We start from the raw sequence: 21,192 nt of genomic DNA, 5'->3' as shown, positions 1-21,192 counted from the left end.
CTCCTCGGTGGCGTTACTCCTCAGTAATGTCGCCGCCGAACAACTCGCCCAGCATGTCGGCGCAGGAGATGCCCTTGTCCAACACATCGCTCATCGCGTTGGCGAGCGGGGTCGGTACGCCGAGCTGGCGGCCAAGCGCAACCACCGCATCAGTGGTCGGCACGCCTTCAGCGACGCCATTGCTTGCCTTCGTGGCTTCCTCGACGCTCAGACCCTTGCCCAGATTTGCGCCGAAGGTGTAGTTACGGCTCAGCGGGGATCCGCAGGTGGCGACCAGATCACCCACGCCGGCGAGTCCCGCGAAGGTCTTCGGGTCAGCGCCCGCAGCCTTGCCTAACGCCGTCAATTCCGCCAGACCGCGAGTCTCAATCATCGCGGCCGTGTTCTCCCCGTACCCGGCTCCCCGAGCCATGCCGACGGCGAGCGCGACCACGTTCTTGAGTGACCCGCACATTTCCAGGCCAATGACATCAGTGGTGACGAAAGGCTTGAAATACTTGGTTTCGCAGGCTTTTGCGACAGTGCGCGCGTTGGCGATATCAGCGCAGCCGACAACCGTGGCCGCAGGCTGGCGGTCGGCGACCTGCTTGCTCAGGTTCGGTCCGGAAATCGCGACGAAGCGCTCCGCGGGAAGGTTCAGGGATTCGCGCACCACTTCGTCCATGCGTTTGCCTGTGGTGCGTTCAATGCCTTTCATCAGGGAGACGACGAGCGCTGTGGACGGAATCAGATCCTTGAATTCGGCGAGTGCGACGCGGGCGAACTGTGCCGCAATCGCAACAACGATGATATCCGCATTCGCCACCGCTTGCGCGCGATCACCGGTTGCGTCCATGGTCGCCGGGAGTTGTTCGACGCTGGGCAGACGATACGAGTTGCGGTGATGCTCATGGATGTCCGTGACGATTTCCGGCTCGATCGCCCACATGGTCACGGTGTTGCCCGCATCGGCGAGGACTTGGCCGAACGCGGTTCCCCATGCTCCTGCACCCAAGACGGTGATGTTTGTCATGTCAATCTCCTTGCAGACGTGTTGCGGCGTCTGATTGTGGTCGTGGCGGTTGTCGCTGCCGCCGCCGGAGCCCGCCTGCTGCGGGCAGACTCCGTAGTGCTGGGGTTCATGGTACTCGCCCCCGCCTATGCACGCGCGAATGCGAAGTGAGAGTACTGGAAGAAAGTCGTGCGCAAACGCCTAAATCACGCGGCTGAAGCCGGTGCGGCGCCCTGCGTGGCCGCGATGAACGGCGTCTCGCCGCCCTCGCGTCGGAAAGAAATCTGCGGACGTGGCTTGCGGCTCATCGTGCGGTAATCCCAGTATCCTTCGGCTGGCGGTTGTTCGCCGCGGATTTCGGCCATGACGGTCTCCATCCGGGCGCGCACACGGTCGGCGAGCGCTTGGGCGAGTTCGACAGGAGGCTCGTCACCCCACGAATCCTGGGTGGCGAGCAGATCAGCGTAATCAAGCCGGTCGTCATAGCACATGACGACGTTCTTGCGCGGCCACGGCCACCATTGGTTGATGCTTGCCGCACCCCATGTGACCGAGCAGTACAGCGGGATTTGGTAGCCGAGGCGACGTGAGGCTTCGAGCGCGATGTATCCGACGCCGGATTTCATGCTCATCGGCCATTTCTGCGGGTCGCGGGTGAGGGTGCCTTCCGGCCAGATGGTCAGCGGGCGCCCGGATGTGAGGATGTTGATGGATTCCGCTTCGATGGCTTTCGCTTTGCCGGAACGTCTTGGTACCGGCTGCATGCCGACGATCTGGAACCATTTGCCGATGACCGGCCAGTGTGCCATTTCTGCCTTGGCCATGAATCGCGGACGGCGGCCAAGGTGGAACAAGCTCATCATCGGGACGAAGACGTCGTACATGGTCACGTGTGTGGCGGCGGTGATGAACGGGCCGGTTTCCGGGACATGTTCCAAGCCCCACGCGTACACTTTGCTGCGCTGGCTGAGCACCACGGACACGCCTTTGAGCAGGCGGGCGGTGGCTTTCGGGTTCTGCGCGTTGATTTCCGCATCGTTCGGGGTACGCGGGCCTGTCGGGTATTCCTTGGTCGGATCGACCAGATGATGACGCTGGGCGAGTTTCGCGACCTGTTCGTCGCTCAGCGGCTTGACCGCGCTGCGCGGCGATGGTTTGCCTTTCGAAGTCATACCACCATTGTGCCGCAACCGCCAGCCAAGGCAGTGACAGAAGGGGCTGAGGGCTGCGAGCGCATGAAATCCGTCAATCCGTCGGGGTTCGACTGATTGTCAGCGGCGGATTGATGACGTCAATAGAAAACTGGCGTTGTGCGGATTCCCGGCGTTCAATCGCCAGGAATCTGACTGTGGTGGGCGGTACGGTGGCGGTATGAGCGATATCAGCGATGCGAATGGCATGAACCGCAGGGACGACATGGGCATCATGGACTGTGTGAACTGCATGTGCGGCAAGGGCGACAGAGACAGCAAAGACAGCAGAAATCGCAGCAATGTGTCACCGGACGACCGACAGGTGTCTGCCGAACCGCGCATATCCGGTCAGCATGCGCCTACCGGCAGCAAGCTCGTGTTCATCGATATCGATGGCACGCTGGCCGACGAGCACCATCACGTGCCACAATCGGCCGTCGACGCGTGCCGGCAGGCCCAGCGCAATGGGCATCTGCTGTTCATCTGCACCGGCAGGTCGCTCATGAAAATCGAGCAGAGCATCCTCGACCTCGGCTTCGATGGCGTGGTCTCGGTCGCCGGGGCGCGGGCGGACATCAACGGCCGCACACTGTTCGAACATCTAATCAGCCCCGAGGTCATCGATGTGGCGACCGCGTACTTCCGGGAGCACGACATCCGCAACTACCAGTGGCAGGGGCCGGACGGCATGTACGTGTCGCGCGGGTACATGCAGTATCTGCAGGCGAAAGGCTCCGCGTGGAAGGATCCGCAGTTCGCGTCCCGCTGGCATGTCATCGAGGATCTCGACACACACGGGCAGAGCCTCGGCGCATCCATCAGGGCGAGCAAAGGCTCGTATTTCGCTGATCGTGGCAATCCGACGTCGTTCGAGGACACGTGCAAGGCGCTCAGCCGGTGGTTTACCGCCGTGCCGGGCACGTACGGCAAGATCTCGGACAATCACGGGGAGCTGCTGATCCCCGGCGTCGACAAGGGCACCGCCGTGGCACAGGTCGCGCGCACACTCGGGTATCGCATCGAAGACACCATCGCGCTCGGCGACGGCGGCAACGACATGGCAATGATTCTCGCAGCCGGCACCAGCGTCGCGATGGGCAACGGAATCGAGGAGATCAAGCAGGCGGCGGACATGGTCACCGACAGTGTGGAGGATGACGGGTTCGCTCACGCGTTCAGCCGGCTTGGTTTGATTTGATTGCCCTGTCGCCACCGAAAGGGACGTTCCTGCGGGAGAACTCGGCGAATCATGCGATTCGCGGCTAAACTCCCGCACGGGACGTGGGAGTTTTGCGCAATCCGGTGCCCTGACAAATAATCTCCCAACAAGAACGTTGGAATTCCGCGGTTCTGAAAAACGGTCCAAAAGCCGATTTTGGGAGAACAGCACCGTATTCGCATATCTGCCGTAAACTCCCGCAAGAATCCGGGAGTTTACCCGTTCTCGACCGGACCGCGCGAGATCTCCCGGGAGCGAATCGCAATGCGCGCAGAATGGCCTACCCGGAATATCACCTGCCTTTCAGCGTATTTCCGCGGCAATCCATCCGTGAGAACGGTATACCGTTCAAATCAGACGAGAAAGTCTGACAAGCGTCGAGGCCATGCAACAGGAGGATGCTCGTATCGACAAACGCTTCACCAGTTCCGATGGGCTAACGAAAAATCTGGCCGATCCTTGAATCATTATTCTGAACCAATCAGTTCAAAAAAGATTTCAATACACTGCCAGAAGATAGCCACTCCGTCATCAGTTCTGGTCGTAGATGAAGGCGAACGTGCCGCTGTCATTGACGATGAGCGGACCGGCCAGCGTCGATGGGAGCGGATTGCCGATCACGCCATACATCCAGCTTTTCACGTCGTCACTCAGCGCGCTGGTCGCGTATCCGGTCGGATACACGGTGAATGTGTTGCACGGGGTCAGCCCATAGATGCCGTCAACTGTTTCCACCCGGACACCGTCCTTGATGGTCACGTCGCCGACGGTGCCGTTCTGGTGGAACGCCTTTTGGTCGCATGTCATGCTGAACGAGCCATCATCGTTGCGCTTGGAATAGTTGAACTTACCTGTGCCGGACGCGATCGATCTGGATCCATTCGGATATCCATCGCCGGTTACCCCAAGGTCGGAATCGTGATAATCAGCAGAGAATGTGCCATCTGCATTAACCGTCATTATCGTTGACCATGCGCCAGCACCAACGGAGAAAATATACTTCCCCTGCACCTGGCGCCAGAATCCCTGCTCTTGCGCGGCGGCTTCGGACACTGTGCCGTTGGCGTCGCAGTCGGGCAGGCTCTGCCAGTCGGGCTGGCCGGATTCGACGAGATAGTAGGCGTTCGCGTCGGTCGGGGCGGGCTTGAACTTCACGGACGCAGAGAACTCGCCGACTCCGGGGACGAAGGGGTCCTGCACCAGCGTCTGCCCGGACGGCACCGGCGCCTTGTTGTACGGGACACTGGTGGTGTCGTATTGCGAGGCGTCACGGGCGAGGATGAACGGGCGGGACGTGTCCGGCTTCGAACCTTTCTTCGCAGCCGCGAGCGCGCTGTCGTCGAAATACCCGCTCTTCTCGATGGCGTCCAGGTTCGCTCCGGAAGCGAAGAACACGTAGAAGCCGCGCATGTCGAAGGTTGCTCCGGACATGTCATGGGAGTCTTGCACGACCTGTTTGCTGGCGTTGCAGCCTTCATCGTACGGGGAGAACATGGCGGTGCCGCAGCTTGGTGAGCCGCCGAGCTCGCCGAAATCGAAGGCGCCCCACTGCTTGGCGATCAGGCGCTTCGCCATGCCGCCCTCCCCTGCCGGCAGTTGCGAGCCGCCGTACGAGCAGGTGCCGATGTCGCCGGCGTTGCCGTCCGCGAAGGGGAAGCACATGGTAAGGATGTCGTTGCTGTGCCCATCACTGCTTGTGCCGGTGTCTTTCGCCGTGACGCGGTATACCGAGCCGTTTTCATCCTGCGCGAGCGTGATGCAATCTTTTGCAACGTCGGTCACAGCGCTCTTGCAATACGTGCCAGTCACCGTGTCGTTGAGTTCCGAAGCGTAGAAATACGGGGCATTGCTTTGCCCTACGGTCGCCTCCTGCACCTTGTCGGCGCCGATGCCGTAGTACAGCGTCACGCTTTCGCCCGAGGACAGCACAGTGCCGGGCGCCGGGCTTGAAGAGACCAGTTTGCCGACGTTCTTCTTGGACGAGAAATGCGGCTTGGCGATGACGTTTACGCCCGCTTTGGCGAGTATGTCTTTCACGCTGTTGATATCCGTACCGATGGCGTCATAGGGGATGGCCGGGGTCTTGCCGTCGGTTTTCGCCGCAACGCCGACGTAGATGCCGGTGGTTGCGTCGGTGACCGCCTGACCGGCCAGCGGGTAGGTCGCAACGACCGTGCCACCGGCGAGTTTTGAGGAGGAGCTCACTGCGATCTGCTTGGTGTGAACCGGCACGCCCATGGTCTTGAGTATGGTGACTGCCGTGCTGGCTTTCGCATGTTCGACATTGCTCGGGACGCCGGGCCCTGCGGATTCACGTACGACCACACTGGAACCGGACCGCACGCGCTGCCCGGCCTTGGCGTTGCCATACCCGAGGAAGGCGCCTTTCTCAGCCCCGGAAAATTCCTGGCGCTTGGCTGAAGTGATGCCTTTGGCCTTCAACTGCGCGACCACGGAATCCGCAGTGACGGCAGCTTTCGCCTTTCCTGTTTGTTTTCCGGCGTTCGCACTGGCTGCAGCGATATCAGGCAAGGTCTTGCCGCCCCAGAGTTCAGCATGATATGTAAGGCCTGCCATTACACCCGCTGCGACGACAAGCACCGCTGCGACAATCGCCGCGATGATGGCTTTGGGCTGGTGTGTGGCAGCCACAGGGGTATTCGATGCAGTGGCATTCGGTTCGATGGATGATGGCGACGCTGTTGGACGTACAGGATCCGGAGCCGAAGCCGGAGAGTCATCAGGTGCCATCACCTGACCGGGCTGGGTTTGTACCGCGGTTTGCGCCGCTGCTTGCCCCGCACCCGATTGACGCAGGGGGTTGCCACATGACGCACAGAACTTGGCATCATCGGTGTTCTTCCATCCGCAGTGCCCACAATACATGGCGAATCCCTTCGTCTCAGCGCCCCGAATCCCACCGAACAACAACGCTCGTCTTCCGGGCTGTACTTCTCAACTGAGCGCCATCTTAACATCGCGACACGCGGCTGACGATAGGTATCGGCTCGTTGCTGTCATCCGTCATCTGCCCGCCGTGCGACTTCCCCATCACACCGCGTCCAGATACCGCCCGAAAACACATGGTGCCGCCCTCCACATCGGAGAACGGCACCATCAGTACCAATAGCCATCGGGATCAGCTAACCCGGCAACATCTCGGTCCAGACCTACCGGACCAGCCGCCGAGTACAGAGCACCTAGCGTCAAGCACCATGCCTACGTCAGTCGATATCAGCCCCAAGCGCGAGCAACTTGCCGCGGAAGTCGGCGTATCCGCGATCAATCAGCGAAATCCCATGCACGTCGGACGGCCCGGAAGCCGCGAGCGCCGCAATCAGATGGCTGAAACCGCCGCGCAAATCCGGCACGTCAATGTCGCGCCCAGTCAGCGGGGTCGGCCCGAAAATCACCGCGGAATGCTTATAGTTGCGCTGCTGGAAACGGCAGGGCAACGAGCCAAGGCACTCACGGTACAGCTGAATGGTCGCACCCATCTGTACCAGCGGCTTGGTGAAGCCGAAACGGTTCTCGTACACGGTCTCGTGCACAATCGACAGGCCTTTCGCCTGGGTCAGCGCGACCACGAGCGGCTGCTGCCAGTCGGTCATGAAGCCGGGGTGCACATCGGTCTCGATGGCCACCGGGTGCAAATCGCCGCCCGGATGCCAGAAGCGGATGCCCTCGTCGGTGATGTCGAATTTGCCGCCGACCTTGCGGAACACGTTGAGGAAGGTCATCATGTCGGCCTGCGTGGCCCCCTTGACGAACACGTCACCGCGGGTGGCGAGCGCCGCCGAAGCCCAGGAAGCGGCTTCGATGCGGTCGGTCAGTGCGGTGTGGGTGAAGCCTTGGAGTTTTTCTACGCCTTCGATGCGGAAGGTGCGGTCCACATCCACGGAGATGATTGCGCCCATCTTCTGCAAAACTGCGACCAAATCCATGATTTCCGGTTCGATGGCCGCGCCGGACAGTTCCGTCTTGCCTTCGGCGAGCACAGCCGCCAGCAGGGTCTGCTCGGTGGCCCCAACCGATGGGTACGGCAGATGGATTTTCGCGCCATGCAGGCCGTTCGGAGCGGTGATATGGATGCCGTCCTTGTGTTCCTTGTCGACATCGGCGCCGAGTTTGCGCAGGGTGTCGAGATGGAAGTTGATCGGACGCCCGCCGATATTGCAACCGCCGAGCGCCGGGATGAACGCCTCGCCCAAGCGATGCACGAGTGGGCCGGAGAACAGGATCGGAATGCGCGAGGACCCGGACAAGGTGTCCACATCGGCGACATCCGCGAGTTTGACGTGGGTGGCGTCGATGGTGACGATGCCGTTCTTGCCGTCAACATTCACGTCCACGCCGTGCAGGCGCAGCAAATCGGACACCACGTGGACATCGCGGATTTCCGGCACATTCTTCAAGACGGACTTACCGGGCGCGAGTAGCGCGGCGACCATGGCCTTGCTTACGAAATTCTTGGCTCCGCGAACCTTGATCGTGCCATGGAGCGGCTTGCCGCCTTCAACATGGAGCACATCATCTTTCTCTTCGACCACGTCGACCTCTTTCGATTCCCTTGCCCGGACACGTCTGTCGCCCCAATGGGCGGCCGACGCTGACACACTACTGGTTGGTATCACCAATGGTGCCACACCGCATGTGCATAAGCGGTGAACATGCTACCAGCCGAATCGTACGTGAAAAGCGGTTTTCCGCCAATCGCCACAGAACAACGACAACACCGTCCATGACACACTTGCGAGATGCCGCATGAACTCCGCCGCACAGACATAGAATATTCGGATGATGTGCCGCCTTCGGGCGATATCACAGGGAAGAAAGGGAATGTGAAGGAGCGTCACATGAACAATTTCGTCAATGCACACGCACGCCACGATGATAATCGCAACACCCCACGCGGTGTGTTCTCCCGGGAACGTTCGCTGACCAAGCTGATTGCCGCAATCCTCGCCGGCACAATGCTGCTGCCGTTGTCCGCTTGCGGCGGGTCCGACAGCGATACATCGGCGTTGTCAAGCGATTCCGCGTCGGAGAGCGCGACTCCGTCCGAATCCGCCCCTCCGAGCGAAACGCCCGAATCCAGCGCAAGCCCGTCAGACGACGCATCCGCGCAATCCGACGCAAATTCAGGATCGTCCAACGCGTCCGGCGCCGCCGTCGACATGCTGGCAACCCTGCCGGTTAAAGGGCGCGCACCCAAGACCGGATACGCGCGCACCCAGTTCGGTGCCGCCTGGTCGGACGTCGATCACAACGGCTGCGACACGCGCAACGACATCCTCAAACGCGATATGACGAATGTGACTTTCAAATCCGGCACGCATGATTGCGTGGTCAAGACCGGCACGCTCAACGACCCGTACACCGGAAAAACCATCAATTTCGTGCGCGGACAGCATACGTCGACCGCCGTGCAGATCGACCATGTCGTCGCGTTGTCCGACGCGTGGCAAAAGGGCGCGCAGCAGCTCAACGCTGACCAGCGGCTGCAACTGGCGAATGACCCATACAATCTGCTCGCGGTGGACGGGCCGGCAAACCAGCAGAAATCCGATTCCGACGCGGCGTCCTGGCTGCCGTCCAACAAGTCGTTCCGCTGCCAGTATGTCGCGCGGCAGATTGGCGTGAAGCACAAGTACGCGCTATGGGTGACGCAGGCTGAGAAAGACGCGATGACCAACGTATTGTCCGGCTGCCCGGGGCAGACCGTGCCCGATGGCGGCGGCGTAGTCGCCTCTGCGCAAGCGGACAGCCAGCTTGAGCAGACGCCAGAACCGGCGCAGACCACGCAGGCGGCACCGGCTCCAGCGCCCGCACCAGCACAAACACAGGCGGCACCGGCTCCAGCGCCCACGCAGCAATCCGGCGTGGATGTCTATTACCAGAACTGCTCGGCCGTCCGCGCTGCGGGCAAGGCTCCGCTGTATCAGGGGCAACCGGGGTATTCGAGGAAACTCGACCGCGACGGCGACGGCGTAGCCTGCGAGTGATTGCTGGTCGGAATCGACTGCGCGGTCGGTTTCGGGATGCCACCCGAATCGGTCATTCTGAATCAGCCGCGCGAATCGTCTCATCAGCGCCGCACATCGCCACGACCAATCGCGCCAATCCATATACTGGGAGCAAATACGGGTGCCGAAAGGCAAATGACGGGAGTTTGCAAGCATGACCAACCAGCAATTCGAGCCGTTCTATGACGTCAACCTCACCTATGACGACAATTACCGGCGCGGGCCGTTCGGCCAATTCGCACAGGCGCTGGCGGCTGAGGCTTCGGCACTGAAAGGCGAGGCTGCAGCGTCCAACAGCGGCACGATGAATTCCGCGGCGACTTCCGAATCGGCTCCGGCAACCGATGAAACCGCTGCGACACACGCAACTCCCACAGAACCCGCAACCGTGCTCGGTTTCCCGGTGAATCTGCCGTTCGGCATTCCCGCCGGCCCGCTGCTCAACTCACGGTTCACGACCGCCGCCTTCCGTATGGGATTCGATTTGGCCGTGTACAAAACCGTGCGGTCGCGCGCATGGGGCTGCAATCCTTTCCCTAACGTGCTGGCCGTGCACCCCAAGGCGGCGGACGGGTCGCTCACCCCCGGCAGCCCCGAACTCGATGAAGGCGTGCTCGCGGACACCCGGTATGATTTGCCGATTTCCATTTCCAATTCCTTCGGCGTGCCGTCGCGCGATCCTGATGTATGGCAGCCGGATATGCGTGACGCCATCGCCGCCGCCGGCCCCGGACAGCTGTTGGTGCCGAGTTTCCAAGGCTCACGCGTCGCCGGCATGAGCACCGACGAGTACGTCGCCGACCACGTGGCCACTGCACGGCTCGTATGCGAAACCGGCGCACAGCTCATGGAAATGAACACGAGCTGCCCGAACGAAGGCCATAACCGGCTGCTGTGCCACGACCCGCATCTGGTCGGCCGCATCGCCGAAGCAGTCAAGAACGAGATCGGCGACCGGCCGCTCATCGTCAAACTCGCCTATTTCCCCTCGGATATCGAGCTCGAGACCATGGTGCGCGAAACCGTCGGACATGGCACGGCACAAGGTTTCTCCACTATCAACACGATTTCCGCGAAACTCGTGGACGCTTCCGGCAATCAGGCGCTTCCCGGCGAGGGGCGCGACCGCAGCGGTGTGTGCGGGAACGCGATCCGTGGGGCGGGACTGGACATGGTCCGCCGCCTGTCGGCGATTCGCGAGCGCCTCGGGCTTGATTTTGCGATCATCGGCGTCGGCGGGGTCATCGAGCCGGAACATTACCTCGCGTACCGAGAGGCGGGGGCAGATGCGGTGATGAGCGCGACCGGCGCCATGTGGGATGCGACGCTCGCCCGGCGCATCAAAGCTGCCATCGGCGCATGAACCAAACCGCGTAGACCAATCCCATCAGAGCGGGCAAACAGGTCAGCACGAGCATACTGTTTGTGGCTCCCCCCGGCTTTCTGTTTCTACCGACGCTGACGAGGCCTTCAGCGTCGGTAGAAGCAGAAAGCTGACGTGTGCTTAGGGTTCTGCGCAGACGCTCCTTGGATAATCCGCCGCCAACCCACGCAGGCCTCGCAACCCACGCCTTGCCTCACGGTTAATCCCGCGGCTTACCTCACGAAACCGCGGATATCAACATCCGGGACGGCGCTGATCCCAGAAGGTCTGCACGTCGTGCTTGTCCGCGATGGTGAATTCGATAATCTGCTCGAGCACCTCCCACGCGTCACTACGCTCATACGGAATCTGGAAGGTTTTCTTGCCACGCTTGAGATGCTGCTGCTCTATTAGCGGCATGGCATGCTCGAATGCACGCGGTTCTGAGCCGACAGTCACATGGTTGGTCAGCGCGGTGAACCCGATGATGAATGTGCCATGGTCCATGAACATGGGTTGGTTCCATTTGACTTCGCAGACCAGCTGCGGCCATGTGGCATGCACCCAGTCGAGCAGTTCCTTGAATTCGGCGCGATGCCGCTCGTCGGCAATTGAGCCAAGATATTCCTCGACGTTCGCGTATTTCGCCATGTGTTGCTCCATTCCGGTCGGGACGTGCTCCGGTTTCGTCCGGATGCGGCTGCGCTGTCCCCGTAAGCGTACCGTATCCGGCGCGGCGAATCGCCAAATCGCCAACAGCCGACGGGTGTTGGTTTCCGCCTTGTGATTTCTGAAGTCCCGCGGGAGCGACGCCCCAGAAATAGTTGATTCACCGGATTCCCGCAACCGCTCGCCTGCACAATGCGCCCGTAGTCAAGCATCCCGCCACCCGCGTCTGCAACGCAAAAGGCCGCGGAACCCATGTGGATCCCGCGGCCAACAGCCTATGCTGCACCCCCTCGGAGACTACTCCCGGCTACCGATCGGACCGGCCCACGGCTTGGTCCCCTCGGGCTCACGCGCGGACTGGATCGGCACGTCCGGCCAATGCTTGGCCGGCAGCGTCTTCGGCTTGAACGGGAACTTCTTGGCGCGCATCTTCTCGTAGGCGGCGATATCATCCTCATGCTGGAGCGTCAAATCGATGTCGTCATAGCCGTTCATCAGACGCCAGCGCACGTAGTCGCCCACCTCGAACGGCAGGGTCACGTCGCCGCAAGTCACGGTACGCGCACCCAAATCGACGGTCATATCACGGCCGGGTTCCTCTTCAAGCAACTTCCACAGCAGCTCGATGCTTTCCTGCGGCATGATTGCGGCCAGCACACCGTTCTTCGCGGTGTTGCCGTAGAAGATGTCGGCGAAGCGGGAGGAGATGACCACGCGGAAACCGTAGTCGCGCAGCGCCCACACCGCGCGTTCACGCGACGAGCCGATGCCGAAATCCGGTCCGGCGACCAAAATCTTGCCCTGCTTATATTCGGGGCGGTTGAGCACGAAATCAGGGTCGCGGCGCCATGCGTAGAACAGCGCATCCTCGAACCCGGTTTTCTTGACCCGCTTGAGGAACACGGCGGGGATAATCTGGTCGGTATCCACATTCGAGCGGCGGAGCGGAACGCCGGTTCCGGTCACCACGGTCAGCTTTTCCATAACGATTCCTTTCATCGGCCGGCGTCTGCCTGCCGGCCTTCACCGGCCGCGGGCGTGTTGTCAGCGGCCGGATTGCGCGTTTATGCGTCTTAAGTTGTTCAGCCTGTTTGGCGTGGGATTGCGGTTTACAGGTCCTCGGGGCTGGAAATCGTGCCACGGATCGCCGTTGCGGCGGCAACGGCGGGCGACGCCAGATGCGTACGCGACCCCTTGCCTTGGCGTCCCTCGAAGTTGCGGTTCGAAGTGGAAATCGAACGCTCGCCCGGCACCAGCTTGTCCGGGTTCATGCCCAAGCACATCGAGCAACCGGCGTTGCGCCATTCCGCGCCGAAATCCTTGAAGATCTTGTCAAGCCCTTCGCGCTCGGCCTCAAGCCGCACACGGGAGGATGCAGGCACCACGAGCACGCGGTGGATGGAATCGGCCTTGTGATGGCCCTTCATAATCTTCGCCGCGGTGCGCAGGTCGTCGATGCGGCCGTTGGTGCACGAGCCGATGAACACCGTGTCCACCGGGATGCTTTTCATCGGCTGGCCGGGCTTCAAGCCCATGTAGTCGATGGCGGACTGGGCGGCTGCGCGCTGCTCAGCGTCGGCGATATTGGCCGGATCGGGGACATTGCCGGTGATCGGCACGCCCTGGCCGGGGTTGGTGCCCCAAGTGACGAACGGCGTCAAATCGGCGGCGTTGAGCGTCACTTCCTTGTCGAATACGGCGTCGTCATCGGTCTTGAGCGTCTTCCAGTAGGCAACCGCCTTGTCCCACATCTCGCCTTCAGGCGCGTGCGGACGCCCCTTCAGGTACTCGAAGGTCGTCTCATCAGGGGCGATCATGCCGGCACGGGCGCCCGCCTCGATGGACATGTTGCAAATGGTCATGCGCTCGTCCATGCTCAGCTTGCGAATCGCTTCGCCACGGTATTCGATGACGTGGCCTTGGCCGCCGCCGGTGCCGATCTTCGCGATGATGGCGAGGATGATGTCCTTGGCGCTCACGCCCTTGGGCAGTTCGCCCTCAATGTTCACGGCCATGGTCTTGAACGGCTTGAGCGACAGCGTCTGCGTGGCCATCACGTGTTCGACCTCGGAGGTGCCGATGCCGAACGCGAGGGCACCGAACGCGCCATGCGTGGAAGTGTGGGAATCGCCGCACACGATGGTCATGCCCGGCTGGGTGAGGCCCAGAATCGGGGCGAAAGCGTGCACGATGCCCTGGTCGGCATCACCGAGCGGGTGCAGACGGACGCCGAATTCCTTGCAGTTCTTCTCCAGTGTGCTCAGCTGAAGCGCGGAAGTCTTGTCGGGGTTCGGACGGTCGATGTCGACGGTCGGCGTGTTGTGGTCTTCCGTCGCAATCAGCAAATCCGTGTGACGCGGCTTGCGACCCGCGAGACGAAGCCCTTCGAACGCCTGCGGGCTGGTGACCTCATGCATCAGCATCAAGTCGATGTAAATCAGATCCGGCGCGCCGTTTTCGCCTTGCCGTACGAGATGGTCAGCCCATACCTTTTCGGCCAATGTGGTTCCCATGCTGTCTCCTTTGGCGGAATTTCAACGTTTTCGCCCTAAAATTACTTCAGCCATGCGTTTCCACATGGCCCTCTGTACTCCACTATGTCGGTTTTCGACGGGTGTCTGCTTTTGCGTTTCGATATGTGAGATGGCATAATCCGGAATATGACTTCTTCCACATTGCGCGTCCCCGTGGGACCGGAACGCTTTGACACCAAGGATTTCATGGGTCCCAACCTCGATCAGAATCAGTCGCCGCAGGCTGATGGCGATATCCATTCCGGCGTCGGAGTACTTGACAAAACGGTCAAAATATTGGATGCGCTCGAATCAGGGCCTGCCACCCTCGGCCAGCTGGTCAATGAAACGGGCCTTGCCCGACCGACCGCACATCGTCTGGCCATTGCTTTGGAACGCCATCGTTTCGTAATCCGCGACCAGCATGGACGCTTCGTTCTCGGATCACGATTCGCTGAACTCGCCGCCGCCGCTGGCGAAGACCGCCTGCTCACCGCATCCGGCCCGATTCTGCAGACTCTGCTTGACCGCACCGGCGAATCCGCACAAATCTACCGTCGTCAGGGCGACCAGCGCGTGTGCATCGCCGCTGTGGAGCGTGCCAGCGGTCTGCGCGATTCCATCCCCGTCGGGGCACTGCTGAGCATGGAAGCCGGGTCCGCCGCGCAGATCCTGCTCGCGTGGGAAGATTCAGAACGCCTGCATCAGGGCTTGCGCCACGCGAAATTCACCGCCGCCAAGCTTGCCGCCGTACGCAAGCGCGGATGGGCGGAATCCGCCAACGAACGCGAAGACGGCGTATGCTCCATCTCCGCGCCGATCCGTAACCCTTCCGGCCAAGTCATCGCCGCGATTTCCATCTCCGGGCCGACTGGCCGCATGGGCACGGCCCCTGGCCGCCGGTACGCCCCGCTCGTGATGGCCGCCGGCAAATACCTCACCGAAGCCTTGCTGCGTGCCAGCGGCGAGCGCTGAGGGAGAAGACTGAGAGCGAGCGCTGAGAGACTGCCGTCTGGTCGGACGGTCTCCAACAATCGCAATCGTCCGTCGATACCTCGGCATCACCGAAAACCTTCTACCGACGCTGAGACGCTCATCAGCGTGGGTAGAAGGTTTTCTTTGACCGACTGTCGCCGCCGGATAGCCGGCGAGGTGGTCGGACGATACCGCGATTCTTCGCAAACTGGTTATGTCCACAAGGCCGTTGGCGTAACCAGTTTGGAAAAGCTGGAAGCAACCAAGCGATATTGCAGCCGAGACATGCTCAGATATCTCGTCAGCGGGTTCTTGTCCATCATTGTGCGTCTGCCGCCCTGTCATGCGTAAAAGAGAAGCCCCGACGTTTCCGCCGGGGCCAAGGAGAGAGAAGAGAAGAAGAAGGGTTCAGTTATAATTATGGGGCTTCGGACGAAACCTCGCCGGTTTGCTTCGCTCCGAAGGGGTTCCGTTTGCCGGTAGCTCTTATATAACCAGCCGATGCTTGGGACAACGATGCAGCACACTGGGTATGCGCTACCAATTGCATGGCAGATCATTCAGCTTCATACCCGGGTTCATCCAGCCTGACGGCAATCGTCCCCGGGGCAACGGCAGGGGGCATTTCGACCAAATGCGTCCAGCTGGCACAGGGTTCCGTGACCCGCCACGGCAAAACCGGGCCTCGCCGAACAGGCCACTCGGCATGCAATCCGGGCCGGCGTGCACTAGTGTGGATGACATGAGCGACAAGCAACGTCCCGACAGCCGTCCCAATCATGGAACACGCAACGCCACACACCGTCCGACATCGGTGTCCGCACGTCTGGGACGTCTGCAATTCCATGAATCCGGCAAATTCCGAGTGTTACAGCTTTCCGACATCCAGGACGGCCCGAAGGTATCCAGCGATACGATACGTCTCATCGCTGCCGCCGCAGATGCCGCGCGACCGGATGTCGTCATCTTCACCGGCAATCAGATCGCCGGGTATGACAGCGCTTACGCCGATACGTTCCGCAAGCGCAGCTGGCGCACCCCGCTGGAACGTATCCGGCAGAACGAGGCGAGCCGCGAGCAGCTCGACCATACGCGCGACATGGTGCGACAGAGCATCGGGCAGTTTCTCCAGCCGCTGATCGACCGTGGCATCCCGTGGGTGGTCACGTACGGTAACCACGACAGTCAATGCGGACTGAGTCGCGAGGAAATGGACGCCATCTATCGCGAGTTCCCCGGGTGTCTCAACGCCGAATCAACCGCATCGCGGCCTGATTTGCCTCGCACCCGCTCCAGTTCCGGACTCCCCGACCAGCGCATCTACCCGTGTGAGGCGGGGACGCTCGCGCTGCCGGTGATGGATGTGGACCGCAAGCGCACCGTGCTGGGGCTGGCCGTGGTGGATTCCGGGGACTATGCCCGTTCCGGCGGTTACGGTTCGCCATCGGACGCGGCGTTGAAATTCCTTGGCCTCATGCCCGATGTTCTGCACACTCGCATGATGGTGTTCCAGCATTTCCCCATCCCGCAGTATTACCGGCTGCTCAAATCGGTGCCGCCGAACGCGGCGCACGCCGTGGAAGGGTATCGCGTGTTCTCTGGGCATAGCTATGTTCTGGACGAAGACAAGACCTTGCCTGGCAGTTATCTGGGCGAAGGCGTGAGCTGTCCTGATGCCGACAGCGGGGAATACGCGATTCTTACGAACGGCGACCGATATTTCGCGATTTGTGCAGGGCATGATCACCGCAATGGTTTCGCAGGTGAAGTCGATGGCATATTGATGGTCGCTTCTCCGACTTGCGGATTCGGGTCGTATGGGCCTGCGCCTGCACGCGTGGCGGCGAGGCTGTTCGAATTCGATATCCGGCACCCGTATCATCCGCGCACGCAATTACTGGAATTCGGCGACCTGGTCGGCAAGCCCAACTCGCATAAGACGTATACGTTCGCCATTTCAAGCGAAACAGACCAGATCGGCGAGTCGATGGACCTGCTGCGCAAACCCGGATTGCTCGGTCGCCTGCGTCGTGCCCTACGCAAGAAATGAACCCTGCCTGTCAAACTGCCTGCGCAAACACCCTCGTCAGCGTCACCGGTTTGCACCCCGACACAAACTGTCTACGACAACGACGCCACCATCGTCACCAGTTTGTGGTCTGGTACAAACTGTCTACGCTAACGGAGGGCTCAGCGTAGACAGTTTGGGAACGGGGACGCCAGTCGCATACGTGTTGACGACACCGTGTTGCATGCATCTGCTTCTACCGAAGCTCACCCCCCCCCCCCAGCGTCGGCAGAAGGTTGTGACCCTGCTTCCACCGACGCTTACGATGCAGTCAGCGTCGGTGGAAGGTTGTGACGATTGTGCTCGCGGTTTGCTTGCTGCGGACACGCATGTTGACGATTGATCTGGGTGGATACGAAAAAAGCCACTGCGTTTGCAGTGGCTTTCCGTTGGCTGGGGTACCTGGACTCGAACCAAGAATGGATGAACCAGAATCACCTGTGTTGCCAATTACACCATACCCCAATTGGCAGGCGCCGCAGCTCTTGGAACTGCTTCGTCGGTCGTACCCCCGACCGGATTTGAACCGGTGTTGGCGCCGTGAGAGGGCGTAGTCCTAGACCGCTAGACGACGGGGGCGTTTAGTTATCTGTTTACGTCTCTCGACGCAACAGTTGAATAATATACAGCGGATACTCGCACCACGCAAATCACCCAACCTCATCGGCGTGTCGCAATGCGAAGGCGGCCTGGAACATCACGCTCCAGACCGCCTTATCACTACTGTCACAAGGACTTAGACGCCAGGCTCAGCCATCGGCACCGCCTGCACAACACCCAAGCCCATGCACCCAGGCCCGCAACCATCACAGATGCTCGCGCAGCCCCTTGAGGCGAGCCACCGTCACTGGCTTGCCGATAATCTCCATCGACTCGAACAACGGCGGGGATACACGACGGCCAGACACGGCGACACGCACCGGGCCGAACGCCAGACGCGGCTTGTAACCGGCATCCTCGATCAGCGCCTTGTTCAGGGTCTCATGCAGCGGTTCAGCCTTCCAATCGGCCTCGTCCACGGCCTCGAGCGTGGCAATCGCCTTGTCAAGCACGTCGCCGGCGGAATCCTTGAGCGTCTTGCGCGCATCCGCGGCGGGCTCAATGTAGGGCTCCTCGCTCAGCAGGCTGCCGACCATGCCGGACACCTCGCCAAGCAGGCGCACACGCGGCTGCACCAGCGGCGCAGAAGCAGTGAGAATCGCGCGCTCACGATCAGTCAGGGCATCCCAGCTGTCGGCGGACACCACACCGTCGCGGTGCAGATACGGCACGGAACGGTTGAGGAAGTCCTGCGGCTCAAGCATGCGGATATGCTCCGCGTTAATCGAAATCGCCTTATCCAGGTCGAAGTGGGCGGGGTTCGCCTTGACGTCTCGCACATCGAACTTCTCGATCATCTCGTCCATCGAGAACACGTCACGGTCGGGCGCGATTGACCAGCCGAGCAGGGCGAGGTAGTTGAGCAGACCCTCAGGAATGAAGCCGTTCTCGCGGTGCAGGAACAGGTTGGATTCCGGGTCGCGCTTCGACAGCTTCTTCTTGCCTTCGCCCATGACGTACGGCATGTGGCCGAACAGCGGGACTTCCTTGGCGATGCCGAGCTTGATGAGATAGCGGTACAGCACAATCTGGCGCGGGGTGGAGCTCAACAGATCTTCACCGCGCAGCACGACGTTGATGCGCATCATCGCATCGTCCACCGGGTTGGTGAGCGTATACAGCGGGTCGCCGTTCGGGCGGACGATCACGTAATCCGGCACGGACCCGGCCTTGAACTCGATACGCCCGCGGATCAGATCGTCGAAAGCGATGTCCTCGTCGGGCATGCGAATGCGCAGCGCCGGCTTGCGGCCCTCGGCGCGGAAGGCGGCTTTCTGCTCTTCGGTCAGGTTTCGGTCATAACCGTCGTAGCCGAAGGCCTTCGGGCGCCCGGCGGCGACGTTGCGAGCCTCGATCTCCTCGGGGGTCGAATAGGACTCGTAGGCGTACCCCGCCTCAAGCAGCTTGGCGGCAACGTCCTTGTAAATCTGGGTACGCTCGGACTGGCGGTACGGGCCGTCCGGGCCACCGACTTCGATCCCCTCGTCCCAGTCGATATGCAGCCACTTGAGCGCATCGAGAATCTGGTTGTAGCTTTCCTCACTATCGCGCTGTGCGTCGGTGTCCTCGATACGGAACACGAAGGTTCCGTGCGTATGGCGTGCCTCCGCCCAGTTGAACAGGGCGGTACGGACCATGCCCACATGCGGCGTGCCGGTCGGCGACGGGCAGAAGCGCACGCGCACGTCCTTCGGCAGCTCAGGCTTGGTATCCTTGCTTTCTTTGTTGTCAGCTTCGGTCATACGCTCTATTGTGCCGCGCGTGAGGGACGTGGCGTACACGGCCGCGCCAAGTCGCGCCGCCACCATGCCGTCACTGCGCGGGCTTGGAGAATTTCGCGGCGAGCGCCTCGCGGTTGCGGCGTTCATCATCCGCCTTGGCTTGGCGTTTGGCTTCTTCTGGATTCCACAGGACGTCTTCGGTATGTTTCGCCCATTCGTTGCGGGCCGCCGCTGCAAGGATGCCGGCGAGCGCAGGCAGCGTCACGGCCGTGTCGCCCGCGCTCCCGCTCCCGTCGCCGGCGTATATCGTATGCGCTGACCGCAGTGCGTCTTCGGCGAGGAACAGCCGGGGGATGGAGAGGGTCTCGCACAGCTCGTCGGCGACCAGAACAACGGCGATGACATCGGCGATGTCGGGTGCCGCTATGGCGTGCAGGACGCCATCGGCGGCGACGGTTACCGCCGCCAGACTCCGGGAGATGCGACGGTCGGGTCCGGGTTCGTTGTTCTGCCCAGTCTTGATGGCGGCAAGTGACCGGCGGCACGACGCAAGCACCGTGTCGTCCCATGACAGGCCGAGTTCGGCGCCGGCTTGGGTGAGCAGCCGGGGGTCTTGGGTCTGCGAGTAGTCGGCCATCGCATCGCATGCGGCGTTCGCGGCGAGCAGGGCATCCACGATGCTCTGGGGGCGTCCGGGGATGCTTTCTGCGCCTTCGTACACGTATTCCGCGTCTGCTATGGTGACGTGCTCGCCGGTCAGTGCGGCGGCCATGGCGCGGGTCTGCCTGACTTGCAGGTTTTCCGCGTATTTCGCGTCGTTGCTAAGTTCGCTGGCTTTGGTCAACGGCCAGAGGGCGACAAGCTTCGCACCTTCCTGTGCCGCGGCGAGCACGCCGGGCATGTCCGATACCTGCCCGATTAGGGTTGCCGTAGCCGTTGTGCATCCTGGTTCATCCGCTGCGCTCATCATGCTCCTTTGCTTGTGCCTGCGCTCCATGCCCTAGCGTACATCTTTCGCCGGGTCGACATAGGTGATGGACAGCACGTCGCCGGTATCGCTGTCATAGGTGATGGAGGTGATGGAGGCGAGGGCGGTGTGTCGCAACAGCATGTTGTGTTCGGGGTGCCCGGTTTCCAGCAGGTGCCGGTAGGACCAGATCGGGGATTCGTGGCTTACCGCGATAATCTGGCGTCCCGCGTACTGGTGGACTTTTTCCTGGGCGAACTCGCCGACACGCTGGGCGATGTGCCGGTAGCTTTCCCCCCAGCTGGGCGTCCACAGGTTGCGTACGAGTTTCCAGTTGCCGTTGCGCCACAGGGCCCCTTCGCCGTGCCCGATGCGCGTGCCGCGGAATTCGTTGCCCGCCTCGATGATGCGCTCGTCGGCGATCGGCTTGAGTGGCTCTTCGCCGCGTTCGCGGCGCGTGCGGTTCAGTGCGTCGAGGATAATGCCGGCGGTTTCCCGGGTGCGGTCGAGCGGCGAGCAGTAGACGGCCGCGATGGTGGCCATCTGCGGGTTGCGTGCGATGTAGTCGGCGGTGGCCTGGACCATGCGGGCGCCGGTGTTGGACAGATGGAATCCGGGAAGACGCTCATACAGCAGATGGTCGGGGTTGTACACCTTGCCGTGACGGATGAAATGAATGGTGGTTGCCGGCATGGTTGGCCTTCCTGTGACTGGGCCACGCCTGATTCGCGTGGCAGGCGGTTCGGTGGTTCCAATGTACCGCGTGTCATGCCCGCACACGGATTAGCGTAGGGTATGACGGCAAGACAGCAGCATACGAAAGAGCCGACACGCCAACAGATGTACCGGTTCAGCAGACGGTACTATGGCGTCAGCACCATGGCTAC

General features: G+C 61.5%; 16 protein-coding genes, 2 tRNA genes and 1 pseudogene. 6 read left to right on the top strand and 13 right to left on the bottom strand.

Going from position 1 to position 21,192, the window contains the following annotated elements; translation table 11 throughout:
* Positions 1–13: 13 nt before the first annotated feature.
* Positions 14–1,012: an NAD(P)H-dependent glycerol-3-phosphate dehydrogenase gene (locus ACZ41G_RS01135; RefSeq protein ID WP_464145455.1), complete on the bottom strand. Its 999-nt coding sequence runs from the start codon at positions 1,010–1,012 to the stop codon at positions 14–16.
* A gap of 18 nt (positions 1,013–1,030) precedes the next feature.
* Here ACZ41G_RS01135 and ACZ41G_RS01130 point away from each other — a divergent pair, with 18 nt between their 5' ends.
* Positions 1,031–1,162 (top strand): hypothetical protein, encoded by a 132-nt coding sequence (locus tag ACZ41G_RS01130; RefSeq protein ID WP_321046987.1) that lies wholly within the window; start codon positions 1,031–1,033, stop codon positions 1,160–1,162.
* Positions 1,163–1,197: 35 nt separating this feature from the next.
* Here ACZ41G_RS01130 and ACZ41G_RS01125 read toward each other — a convergent pair whose 3' ends face one another.
* The gene (locus ACZ41G_RS01125) at positions 1,198–2,163 is read right to left on the bottom strand and encodes a lysophospholipid acyltransferase family protein (protein WP_464145453.1); all 966 of its coding nucleotides are present in this window, start codon (positions 2,161–2,163) and stop codon (positions 1,198–1,200) included.
* 199 nt (positions 2,164–2,362) lie between these two features.
* On the opposite strand from ACZ41G_RS01125, the gene ACZ41G_RS01120 reads away from it, so the two are divergent.
* On the top strand, positions 2,363–3,382 hold the full coding sequence (locus ACZ41G_RS01120) for an HAD family hydrolase (protein WP_464145451.1): 1,020 nt from the start codon (positions 2,363–2,365) through the stop codon (positions 3,380–3,382).
* 552 nt (positions 3,383–3,934) lie between these two features.
* Here the strand turns inward: ACZ41G_RS01120 and ACZ41G_RS01115 are convergent.
* The 3 genes and pseudogenes from ACZ41G_RS01115 to murA form a co-directional block, all read right to left on the bottom strand.
* Positions 3,935–6,055, bottom strand: coding sequence for a PASTA domain-containing protein (locus ACZ41G_RS01115; protein ID WP_464146141.1), 2,121 nt, complete (start codon positions 6,053–6,055; stop codon positions 3,935–3,937).
* A 168-nt stretch (positions 6,056–6,223) separates the two neighbouring features.
* Positions 6,224–6,289 (bottom strand): annotated as a pseudogene (locus tag ACZ41G_RS01110) (zinc-ribbon domain-containing protein); the annotation flags it as partial.
* Between the two features lie 338 nt (positions 6,290–6,627).
* Positions 6,628–7,953 carry a UDP-N-acetylglucosamine 1-carboxyvinyltransferase gene (murA, locus tag ACZ41G_RS01105; RefSeq protein ID WP_015449799.1) on the bottom strand — a complete coding sequence of 442 codons (1,326 nt, stop codon included), beginning with the start codon at positions 7,951–7,953 and terminating at the stop codon, positions 6,628–6,630.
* Between the two features lie 306 nt (positions 7,954–8,259).
* Between murA and ACZ41G_RS01100 the strand changes: the two genes are divergently transcribed.
* The gene (locus tag ACZ41G_RS01100; protein WP_464145449.1) at positions 8,260–9,408 is read left to right on the top strand and encodes a GmrSD restriction endonuclease domain-containing protein; all 1,149 of its coding nucleotides are present in this window, start codon (positions 8,260–8,262) and stop codon (positions 9,406–9,408) included.
* A 175-nt stretch (positions 9,409–9,583) separates the two neighbouring features.
* Entirely contained in the window at positions 9,584–10,792 is a 1,209-nt protein-coding gene (locus tag ACZ41G_RS01095; RefSeq protein ID WP_464145447.1) for a diguanylate cyclase, read from the top strand.
* A 255-nt stretch (positions 10,793–11,047) separates the two neighbouring features.
* Here the strand turns inward: ACZ41G_RS01095 and ACZ41G_RS01090 are convergent, their stop codons facing one another.
* From ACZ41G_RS01090 to leuC, 3 genes are all read right to left on the bottom strand, one after another.
* Positions 11,048–11,443, bottom strand: coding sequence for an iron chaperone (locus ACZ41G_RS01090; protein ID WP_321046992.1), 396 nt, complete (start codon positions 11,441–11,443; stop codon positions 11,048–11,050).
* 315 nt (positions 11,444–11,758) lie between these two features.
* Positions 11,759–12,445: a 3-isopropylmalate dehydratase small subunit gene (leuD, locus tag ACZ41G_RS01085; protein WP_464145445.1), complete on the bottom strand. Its 687-nt coding sequence runs from the start codon at positions 12,443–12,445 to the stop codon at positions 11,759–11,761.
* 125 nt (positions 12,446–12,570) lie between these two features.
* Positions 12,571–13,974 carry a 3-isopropylmalate dehydratase large subunit gene (gene leuC, locus ACZ41G_RS01080; protein WP_015449793.1) on the bottom strand — a complete coding sequence of 468 codons (1,404 nt, stop codon included), beginning with the start codon at positions 13,972–13,974 and terminating at the stop codon, positions 12,571–12,573.
* Positions 13,975–14,181: 207 nt separating this feature from the next.
* On the opposite strand from leuC, the gene ACZ41G_RS01075 reads away from it, so the two are divergent.
* Together ACZ41G_RS01075 and ACZ41G_RS01070 are read left to right on the top strand one after the other, a co-directional pair.
* Positions 14,182–14,949, top strand: coding sequence for an IclR family transcriptional regulator (locus ACZ41G_RS01075; protein ID WP_321047006.1), 768 nt, complete (start codon positions 14,182–14,184; stop codon positions 14,947–14,949).
* A gap of 742 nt (positions 14,950–15,691) precedes the next feature.
* Positions 15,692–16,999: a metallophosphoesterase gene (locus tag ACZ41G_RS01070; protein WP_033506695.1), complete on the top strand. Its 1,308-nt coding sequence runs from the start codon at positions 15,692–15,694 to the stop codon at positions 16,997–16,999.
* Positions 17,000–17,407: 408 nt separating this feature from the next.
* Here the strand turns inward: ACZ41G_RS01070 and ACZ41G_RS01065 are convergent.
* From ACZ41G_RS01065 to ACZ41G_RS01045, 5 genes are all read right to left on the bottom strand, one after another.
* Positions 17,408–17,482: transfer RNA gene (locus ACZ41G_RS01065), tRNA-Gln, on the bottom strand.
* A 41-nt stretch (positions 17,483–17,523) separates the two neighbouring features.
* A tRNA-Glu gene (locus ACZ41G_RS01060) sits at positions 17,524–17,596 on the bottom strand.
* 227 nt (positions 17,597–17,823) lie between these two features.
* Positions 17,824–19,359: a glutamate--tRNA ligase gene (gltX, locus tag ACZ41G_RS01055; protein ID WP_033506693.1), complete on the bottom strand. Its 1,536-nt coding sequence runs from the start codon at positions 19,357–19,359 to the stop codon at positions 17,824–17,826.
* Between the two features lie 70 nt (positions 19,360–19,429).
* Positions 19,430–20,308: a hypothetical protein gene (locus tag ACZ41G_RS01050; RefSeq protein WP_464145442.1), complete on the bottom strand. Its 879-nt coding sequence runs from the start codon at positions 20,306–20,308 to the stop codon at positions 19,430–19,432.
* A 30-nt stretch (positions 20,309–20,338) separates the two neighbouring features.
* The gene (locus tag ACZ41G_RS01045) at positions 20,339–20,998 is read right to left on the bottom strand and encodes a histidine phosphatase family protein (RefSeq protein WP_033506691.1); all 660 of its coding nucleotides are present in this window, start codon (positions 20,996–20,998) and stop codon (positions 20,339–20,341) included.
* Positions 20,999–21,192 lie beyond the last annotated feature (194 nt).

Source organism: Bifidobacterium porcinum (assembly GCF_055378475.1).
This window is presented reverse-complemented; position numbering and strand designations above follow the sequence as displayed.